General features: G+C 48.5%; 5 protein-coding genes. 4 read left to right on the forward strand and 1 reads right to left on the reverse strand.

What is annotated here, in order from left to right; genetic code table 11:
* Nucleotides 1-175: 175 nt before the first annotated feature.
* The 3 genes from NZ772_12545 (at nt 176) to NZ772_12555 (ending at nt 3,195) form a co-directional block, all read left to right on the forward strand.
* Nucleotides 176-1,828 (forward strand): CTP synthase, encoded by a 1,653-nt coding sequence (locus NZ772_12545; GenBank protein MCS6814379.1) that lies wholly within the window; start codon nt 176-178, stop codon nt 1,826-1,828.
* 202 nt (nt 1,829-2,030) lie between these two features.
* The gene (locus NZ772_12550) at nt 2,031-2,237 is read left to right on the forward strand and encodes a hypothetical protein (GenBank protein ID MCS6814380.1); all 207 of its coding nucleotides are present in this window, start codon (nt 2,031-2,033) and stop codon (nt 2,235-2,237) included.
* Between the two features lie 418 nt (nt 2,238-2,655).
* The gene (locus NZ772_12555; protein ID MCS6814381.1) at nt 2,656-3,195 is read left to right on the forward strand and encodes a phycobiliprotein lyase; all 540 of its coding nucleotides are present in this window, start codon (nt 2,656-2,658) and stop codon (nt 3,193-3,195) included.
* Nucleotides 3,196-3,271: 76 nt separating this feature from the next.
* On the opposite strand, the gene NZ772_12560 is transcribed toward NZ772_12555, so the two are convergent.
* Nucleotides 3,272-3,940, reverse strand: a complete 669-nt coding sequence (locus NZ772_12560; GenBank protein ID MCS6814382.1) for a hypothetical protein — start codon at nt 3,938-3,940, stop codon at nt 3,272-3,274.
* A gap of 387 nt (nt 3,941-4,327) precedes the next feature.
* On the opposite strand from NZ772_12560, the gene NZ772_12565 reads away from it, so the two are divergent.
* Nucleotides 4,328-5,642, forward strand: a 1,315-nt coding sequence (locus NZ772_12565) for a glycosyl hydrolase family 57 (protein ID MCS6814383.1), incomplete at its 3' end; no start/stop codon positions are given.

The following is a 5,642-nucleotide window of genomic DNA, read 5'->3' on the forward strand; positions in this document are numbered from 1 at the left end:
ACCTATCTAACACAAGCTTAAGGTTAGGTGATCAGTATGGGCAAATTCAGCATGGGCAAATCACAGGTTTGATCAAGGATAGTCTGGCATTGAGATGCTCACGCAGCAACCCGAAATGAAGGGAGAGTATACACTAGGCGAGGAAGTAAATTGCTCAAGAAAAGTGCGGGGTTGTATGTCTAAGTTCGTGTTTGTAACTGGTGGTGTAGTTTCCAGTATTGGTAAAGGCATCATAGCAGCTAGTTTAGGGCGCTTGCTAAAATCGCGGGATTATACTGTCTCGATCCTCAAGCTTGACCCCTACATCAATGTAGATCCTGGTACTATGAGTCCATTTCAACATGGGGAAGTGTTTGTGACCGATGACGGTGCAGAGACGGATTTAGACCTAGGTCACTACGAGCGGTTTACGGGCACCGCTATGTCAAGACTAAACAGCGTAACAACCGGGTCGATTTATCAAGCGGTTTTGAACAAGGAGCGCCGGGGTGACTATCAAGGGGGAACTGTGCAAGTGATTCCCCATATTACTAACGAAATTAAGGAACGGATTCATCGAGTTGCCCGCCATACTAACTCTGATGTGGTGATTACGGAAATTGGTGGCACGATCGGTGACATTGAATCTCTACCGTTTTTAGAGGCTATTCGTCAGTTTCGGAAGGATGTCGGACGGCACAACGTGCTGTACATGCATGTCACCCTAGTACCATGGATCCCCGCGGCTAGGGAAATGAAAACCAAGCCAACCCAACACTCAGTCAAAGAGTTGCGATCCATTGGCATTCAGCCCGACATTCTCATTTGTCGGTGCGATCGCCCTCTGCAATCCGGCCTAAAAGACAAACTTTCCGAATTTTGTGATGTGGCTGTTGAACAGGTGATCACTTGTCAAGATGCATCTAGCATTTATGAAGTGCCCTTAATTCTGGAGCAAGAGGGACTCGCCCATCAGGTCTTGAGCTTGTTAAACCTAGAGCAACGCCAACCTGATTTACAGGCATGGCAAGCCCTAATTGAGCAGCTACACCGACCATCCCCCGAAGTAACGATCGCGATTGCCGGTAAATACATCCAGTTAAACGATGCCTACTTGTCAGTAACCGAGGCCCTGCGTCACGCCGCGATCGCCACGGGGTGTAGTTTGAACCTGAAATGGGTCAGTACAGAAGATATTGAAGCCCACAGCGCTGAGCAATACCTCCACAACATCCATGGGTTAGTGGTTCCTGGTGGTTTTGGGCCACGCGGCGTTGAAGGCAAAATCAAGGCCATTCGTTATGTCCGAGAACAGCAAATTCCTTTCCTCGGTCTGTGCTTAGGAATGCAATGTGCTGTCATTGAGTGGGCACAAAATATTGCTTGTCTGGAAAACGCTAACAGTGCAGAATTTGACCCTAATGCCCGCAACCCAGTGATTAATCTCTTGCCTGAGCAACAGGATGTAGTGGACTTAGGCGGCACCATGCGCCGAGGACTTTATCCTTGTCGGTTAACTCCTAACACCAAGGCATTTCAACTGTATCAAGAAGAAATTATTTACGAGCGCCATCGCCATCGCTATGAGTTTAACAATGCCTATCGCCAACTTTTTCAAGACCATGGGTATCTAATCAGTGGCACATCTCCTGATGGACGGCTGGTGGAAGTTATTGAACTAGCCAATCACCCCTTCTTTGTGGCGACTCAGTTTCATCCTGAGTTTAAATCTCACCCCAATAACCCCCACCCCCTATTCCGAGGATTTATGCAAAGTGCCCTAAAACAGGCTATGTCCCAATCAACTCCAGTAGCTGAGCTGACGCAAAATCACGTAGTCATGACGTAGCACTTCTAGCAAGACAATAGATATAGATCTAGAGATCCGGAGAAGATTTGGAGATCTGGGCTAGAGACTACTGGCCGCATTCGTTTAGTGTTAACGTAGCAACATTTACAGAATTTAAGGTTTAACCTGACAGAATTGGGGCAGTTAATTGCTACTTACAAGTTTCGACTTTAAGGTTCCGATCGTGGCAGAGGAGGATGAAATGGCTGACATACCAACCAACGGTCAAATGCTCTGGAAATTGGAGGGAGATGACCGTGTTTTACTGTTGCGACATAACGACTCTGAGCCATGGCGTCCTTACGAAGAGTTTCCAGACTATGCGTTGCCTGATCCCGCAGGCTTTTCCAAGGGAATTACGACATTTTTGGCACTACTGAAGCAGAACTGGACGGTAAGTAAGTCTTAGACATCTGGAACCTTGTAGGATTTGATCCCAAGCAAGATACTTGGGCACTGCTGAATGCAGATATGAATTGCCCTCATCCCCATAGGGAACTAGAACTCTTGTTCTCTTTCCCAAGGGAGAAGGCTAGGTGAGGGTAGCGCTGATACCTATTTCTACCGGACTTGAGAAGTTTATTTCAGTTCTAGGGACAGCAGTGCCCAGTTAGGGGTTTGTAGTGAGGACTTAAGCCCACACAACCTGAGCAGTAACTAGGTTCTAGCCAACTGGTTGCAATAGAAATCATGGGACACGGTTACAAGTGCCCCGGTTGTCAACTGAATGTGACAAAATGTTAAGTACTGTAGACAAAATGCATAGCTTGCACTTCTGTCAGTTCAATTCACTGGCTTAGATTGTTGTTTCGATGTATTGAAAAATTATGATTTTCTTGTCTCAATTGACCCGACTCTCTCTTGATGCAGTAGTACGAGCATTTTTCCAGCAATCAGAGGGGACTTGGCGATCGCAACGTCGCTACTACACCCTTCATCAAGGGGAAACTCAGGAAGTTGTAAGCTTGCTGAATGTGCAATTTTTGGACAGAGGCTGCGAAGCTTTGTGTAAACTAGCTCAGTTGCACAACTTGTCCGATGAGCTGCGCTTGGCTTGCGGTGTTTTGGTTACATGGGAAAGCAACTACGTAGGGCCAAGTCCTCGTCAAACTCAAGGAGCGACCGTCTTTGGCGTGGAGGGCACTAACCTGTACCGCGATCGGGGCTTTTCGACTAGTAAGCCCATCATTGCTCAGTTCTCTATGCGAGACGAAAAAACCATGGTGTTGCGGACTGAATACAGTGGCAACTCCTTCGAGGAGGAAGTGCGACTGATTGGAACCCGCTATCGCACGCGCCAAACGATTATTTCTAGAGCTGGCGAAGAACAGATGATTGGACAGTACCTAGAGAGTCGGATTAACTAAAGTCGGCTTAGAGCATTATGGCAGGTAGGCGCTAGGACTGGCTTATCTGCCTGCCTACGGTTTAGCTTATCTACAGCTACTTGCAACGGATAGATTGGAACACACTTTTGGCCTTAGCACGGGCATCTTTACCGTAGGTCATGATCGTAGCCGTCCACTCTACACTATCTTTGGTACGCTTTGCAACGTAGCGAACAGCGGGCACCGTTACGTTGGCATCATTGTCGTAAGTATGCTGGCCCTCTTCGACCGTGACCATGACCCGATCGCCGCAGAAGTTGCCAATCTGTCGATAGGAATTAGTTGCAGGAAAATCTACCCTTACACCCAACAAGCTGGCCACGCGAAAACTCAAGCTAGCTTGCTCACGGTCAACATCTAAGTTAGCGTCTGCATGAACGGGCTGTCCATCTCGCCAGCGCCGCTGGTAGGGGCGTTGGTCAGTGGGATTTTTTTCCACCAAGAGCACAATGTCAGGGGGTTCTCGTCGGCTTTGGACAATCGCCAGCTTGGCTGCACCGATAGTCATACCCAACACACCCTCAGATCCTCCAGGAATTTCATACTCCACAAAGCTACGGGCAGTAGCTTCTGCTCGTTCTGGGTTCAGCATGTTGTCAGTCGCTTCTGTCCACAAACTAGCCAAGGCTACCCCCACTAAGGTGATTGCTCCCAACACAATCACCGCTAGCTCTAGCACACTAACTTGGTATGTAGGGCTTTCACCCGTCGTGAAATCGTTCATTGTCGTGGCTGCAAGGTATTGAACTAAGTTGACCCGATCGCGACCCGGTTAATTGCTGTTAAAAAGCATCTCCATCAGCAAGCCAGTTGATGAGTCAACTGGTGCAAACCTATCATGACATTAATTTTTTCCACAACTGCGACACCTTGAGGCCATTATGTGGGAGCCGTTATTTTGGAGCCGTTGATAGGGTATGGCTTGGACAGTATGCAGCCTCGCACTACTCGTCTAGTTTTAGTGGTTAGTCTAGCAGTCAACTGTCTTAGAATCACAATACATACCGCAATCGATCGTTACCAAGCGTTGCTATCTGCCACATCACTTAAACCACGATTTCTAGGTTGGTACCGTATTATCGAACTAATTATCAGTGAACAAGTACTACCTATGATTGCTATTGCACCATCTCCCTCCCTGCCAACGCTTGATGAGCTGCGTTATGGCTTGCCTAATATCTGTGGCTGGGAAGCAGAGATCCAAGCTGTCACCAACCACAGTGATCCCATCTTTTTGCCATCGACCAACATCAAGTTGGATCAGGTTAATGCATTTTTTGCCTGTGCTCTACACATGCACCAACCAACAATTCCGGCAGGAGCACATGGTGAACTCATTTCTAACCTTCAATACATGTTCGAGCATCAAGGCGAAGGCGATAATCACAATGCTGGAACCTTTGCCTGGTGCTATTCCCGCATGGGTGACTTTATTCCAGAGTTGGTCCATCAAGGCTGTAACCCCCGCATCATGCTGGACTATTCTGGCAATTTGCTGTGGGGCCTGCGCCAAATGCACCGTGATGACATCTTTAACAACCTAAAGCGGATTACCTGCGATCCTTACTACCAGCCCTATGTTGAGTGGTTAGGAACCATGTGGAGTCATGCAGTTGTGCCTTCGACTCCTATTCCTGACATCAAATTGCACATTCAGGCATGGCAACACCACTTTGCTGCCATCTTTGGGTACGATGCTCTCCGCCGGGTCAAAGGGTTTTCGCCCCCTGAGATGCACTTACCTAACCATCCCGATACTGCCTACGAATACATCAAAGCCTTGCAGGACTGTGGCTACCGCTGGTTAATGGTGCAGGAGCACTCGGTGGAGCGACTGGATGGATCTGGGCTACACCACGACCAGAAATATATCCCCAATACCCTAGTGGCGCGGAACTCTAAGGGCGAGGTTGCTAAAATCACTGTGTTAATCAAAACCCAGGGATCAGATACAAAACTGGTGGCACAGATGCAGCCTTACTACGAGGCAAAAGGACGGGGACGGCAGACGATCGGTACGGTGACCGTGCCCAGTTGCGTTACCCAGATTGCCGATGGAGAAAATGGCGGTGTCATGATGAATGAATTTCCGGGGAGCTTTTTCCCAGCTTGGTACCAAATCCGTGATCAAGGGGGTACAGGCACAGTTGGAGTCAATGGCACCGAATATCTAGAGCTATTGGCAGCAGCCGGAGTCAACCCAGCAGACTATCCAGAAATTCAACCTGTGCACCAGCACAAGATTTGGCAGCGGGTTAACCCAGATCATCCCACCCCAGAGGCAGTTGAGCAGGCGATCGCCGAGCTGAAACAAACCGACCATCGCTTTAGCATGGATGGAGCCTCTTGGACAAACAATATCAGTTGGGTCGAGGGCTATGAAAATGTGCTAGAGCCAATGAACCAGCTTAGTGCAGCTTTCCACC

Source organism: Cyanobacteriota bacterium, from assembly GCA_025054735.1.
GTDB lineage: Bacteria > Cyanobacteriota > Cyanobacteriia > SKYG9 > SKYG9 > SKYG9.

What these genes read in the sequence shown, in the direction of transcription:
- NZ772_12555 (MCS6814381.1), top strand. Translation starts at nt 2,656, where the DNA reads ATGATTTTCTTGTCTCAATTGACCCGACTCTCTCTTGATGCAGTAGTA.
- NZ772_12545 (MCS6814379.1), top strand. Translation starts at nt 176, where the DNA reads ATGTCTAAGTTCGTGTTTGTAACTGGTGGTGTAGTTTCCAGTATTGGT.
- NZ772_12560 (MCS6814382.1), bottom strand. Translation starts at nt 3,940, where the DNA reads ATGAACGATTTCACGACGGGTGAAAGCCCTACATACCAAGTTAGTGTG.
- NZ772_12550 (MCS6814380.1), top strand. Translation starts at nt 2,031, where the DNA reads ATGGCTGACATACCAACCAACGGTCAAATGCTCTGGAAATTGGAGGGA.